The following is a 2,813-nucleotide window of genomic DNA, read 5'->3' as shown; positions in this document are numbered from 1 at the left end:
CGCGCCCGCCGCTACGCTGGCCCCCGAGCTACACCCGTGGCGCGAGAAGCTGCTGGCCCTGATGGCCAACGACCAGCCCTGGCTGGAGCCGGAGCTGACCCTGGCCGAGCTTGCCCACCGCCTGCGCACCAATACTTCGCTGCTCTCGCACGTCATCAATACCGGCTGCGGGCAGAACTTCAACGATTTTGTGAACAGCTACCGCGTGGCCGAGGCCGAACGCAAGCTGCAAGACCCGCGCCTGGCGCATTACTCGCTGGTTGGCATTGCGTTAGAATCGGGATTTAATTCCAAGTCCACGTTCAACCGCGTGTTCAAGAAGCTCACGGGCCGCACGCCGGGCGAGATTACTCGTCCCAAATCGTAAATGGAGGCGGCGCAAGCCTTAAGTTGAAGCGCCGGCGCGGCGGGAGAGGGGGAATTTTGGAGCATCCATTCACTAAACCCCACACTCATGAAAACGCTGTTTCGATTGCCAGCCCGCCGCGTCGTCCATTTGTCAGCTTTTGTTGGAGTAGTGTTGCTGCCCCTGCTGGGCGTGGCCGGCACCATTCACTCGCATCTGCTCATAGAGGCGGGCAAGCAGTTTATTCTGGGCGGCGAGCAGCCGGGGGCTTTCCGGGTGTCGGCGCACAACGTGGGCCCGGTGCCGGTCGAAATTCGGGAGCGGCCGCGGGGCGGGGGCATCTTCGGCAAAACCACGCTGGCTCCAGGGCAGCGCGGCGTGCTCCGGTTTGCCGAGGGCTCCACGGCCGTGCTGCTCAATCCCAGCGCCAAGCAGGCCGTGCTCGACCTCACCGTGACGGGCGACACCAAGCAACTGACCATGACCTATGAGCCGGTTTCGGAAACAGGTGCGGCGGTGAAATAGCCATTATCGGCCGGTCAGGCCGGCTGGCGACAGCTATTCAGAGCAGTTCCCAGATTGGTGTATGAGAGTAGAGACGCAACATCTTGCGTCTCATCGTTGAACGAAATCGTCTGACGGCACTACCGCTAGTTGTTCAACGACGAGACGCAAAATGTTGCGTCTCTACCTCGTTCAAACGGCTATACACTAACTTGGGAACCGCTCTAGTACCCCCAGCCCAGCCGGCGGTACACGAAGTGCAGCAGCCACAGCGGCCCGATGAGCAGAAACTGCAGGTCTTTCAGGAAGCTGGGCTTCTTGCCTTCTACCTTGTGTCCCCAGAACTGGCCCACCCAGGCCAGGGCGAAGATGATGAGGCAGATGGTCCACAGCGGCAGCACCGCCGTGCCCGCCACCACGCGCAGGGCCAGCGCCATGGCCACCCACACCAGCACCATGCCCAGCGCCAGCCGGCCGCTCAGCCGCATGTAGTAGGCGAGGGCCAGCGCCATTACCAGCGTGCCCCAGTTCAGCCAGGGGCTGATTTGCTGGATGGCCGCCGGCACCGGAATGGCCCACAACATGCCGATGATTGAGAACATAATCAGTGGCACGCACATCCAGTGCACCAGCTTGTTAGTGGGGTTCTGGTGGCTTTCGCCGTATTCGGAGAGGAGGGAGGCGAGTGAGGCCATGTGGTGGGAATTGTAGAAGATAGTGTGCCAAAGTAGCAAAAAAAAAGCGCCTTCCCGAGTGGGAAGGCGCTTTCAGTAGCGATGTAGAGACACGACACTTCGCGTCTTGGTGTTGAACGATTACCGTTGCCAACACCTTCACGGCGCGGCCACCGAGACGCGACACTTCGCGTCTCTACGTCGTGCTGGAAACCTTACGATTTCGACTTGAAGCGGCCGCGCAGGTAGGCCAGCGCGTGGGCGTGCGCCTTGGCGGCATCGTCCTTTTTGTATTTGGGGTTCGAGGGGTTGGCGAAGGCGTGGTCGGCGTCGTAGCTTTCGATAGTGACGCTTTTACCGGCGGCGGTCATGTCCTTTTTGAACTGAGCCACCATTTCGGGGTTAATCCACTTGTCCTGGGTGGCGAAGATGCCCAGCACGTCCGAATTCAGGGTTTTGAGCTTGGCCACGTCCTTTTCGGGCATGCCGTAATACATCACACAGCCAACCGTCTGCTTGCCGCCGAGGATGGCTTCCTGCAGGCTCCAGCCGCCGCCGAAGCACCAGCCGATGCTGGCCAGCTGGGCCTTGGGGCCGGCATACATCTGGACCCCTTTGAGGATGGCCACGGCGCGGTCGGTTTTCACCTCGCCCATGTACTTACCGGCGTCTTCGGGCGTGGTGGCAATTTTGCCGTCGTAGAGGTCGACGGCGATGACGTTCACGTCGGGCAGCTCGGCGGCGAAGGTGGCGGCTTCCTTTTTGATGTAGTCGTTCAGGCCCCACCATTCGTGAATCACGAACAGGTACTTGTTGCTCGACTTGGCGCTCTTGATTTCGAAGCCCTTGCCGGTGCCGCCATCGGGCGTTTTGAAAGTGATTTCCTTGCCCGCGCCCTCGTATACAAAGGGCAGCGGCGCGTCGTGGCCGCCCGAGAAATCTTTATTGGTGGCCAGCATGGCGAACGCCTCGGTGGCCGAAGCCGAGAGGTTGGCGGCCGGGCGGGCGCAGCAGCTAGCCATTTGCTGGGCCGAAGCCGAGAACGAGAAACTGAGCAGCGCCGCGCCGAACGTGAGTAGTTTTTTGATGAACATGGAGTTGGGTAAAATTGGAAACAAATGAGCAAGCGCAACAGCTAACCCGGCAAAACCTCCCGCGCAAGGTGGCGAAGTTTTGGCAGCTCGCGCGCCGCGCGGCTGTGCAGCGCCGCCGACGTGCTGTTAGCCAGCGCGTTTTCAGCAGCCAGCACGACTTCGGCAGCAAGCTCGGGGTAGGGCCCGGCCAGCCGG

4 protein-coding genes are annotated in these 2,813 nt (G+C 61.1%); 2 read left to right on the top strand and 2 right to left on the bottom strand.

Annotation, left to right across the window (positions count from 1 at the left end):
* Both ACYVDE_RS19340 and ACYVDE_RS19335 read left to right on the top strand, forming a co-directional pair.
* On the top strand, window positions 1–367 hold a 367-nt coding region (locus ACYVDE_RS19340), incomplete at its 5' end, for a helix-turn-helix domain-containing protein (RefSeq protein ID WP_460503178.1).
* 87 nt (window positions 368–454) lie between these two features.
* Complete coding sequence (locus ACYVDE_RS19335) at window positions 455–871, top strand: hypothetical protein (protein WP_460503177.1); 417 nt, start codon at window positions 455–457, stop codon at window positions 869–871.
* A 203-nt stretch (window positions 872–1,074) separates the two neighbouring features.
* Here the strand turns inward: ACYVDE_RS19335 and ACYVDE_RS19330 are convergent, their stop codons facing one another.
* Complete coding sequence (locus ACYVDE_RS19330) at window positions 1,075–1,545, bottom strand: Mpo1 family 2-hydroxy fatty acid dioxygenase (protein WP_460503176.1); 471 nt, start codon at window positions 1,543–1,545, stop codon at window positions 1,075–1,077.
* Between the two features lie 194 nt (window positions 1,546–1,739).
* A complete protein-coding gene (locus ACYVDE_RS19325) occupies window positions 1,740–2,618 on the bottom strand; it encodes a dienelactone hydrolase family protein (protein ID WP_460503175.1) in 879 nt (292 codons plus the stop codon).
* Between the last annotated feature and the right edge of the window lie 195 nt (window positions 2,619–2,813).

This window comes from Hymenobacter agri (genome assembly GCF_054778495.1).
This window is presented reverse-complemented; position numbering and strand designations above follow the sequence as displayed.

Bases quoted from the DNA above. Each gene is read 5' to 3' on its own strand.
- ACYVDE_RS19335 (WP_460503177.1), top strand. From the start codon at position 455: ATGAAAACGCTGTTTCGATTGCCAGCCCGCCGCGTCGTCCATTTGTCA.
- ACYVDE_RS19330 (WP_460503176.1), bottom strand. From the start codon at position 1,545: ATGGCCTCACTCGCCTCCCTCCTCTCCGAATACGGCGAAAGCCACCAG.
- ACYVDE_RS19325 (WP_460503175.1), bottom strand. From the start codon at position 2,618: ATGTTCATCAAAAAACTACTCACGTTCGGCGCGGCGCTGCTCAGTTTC.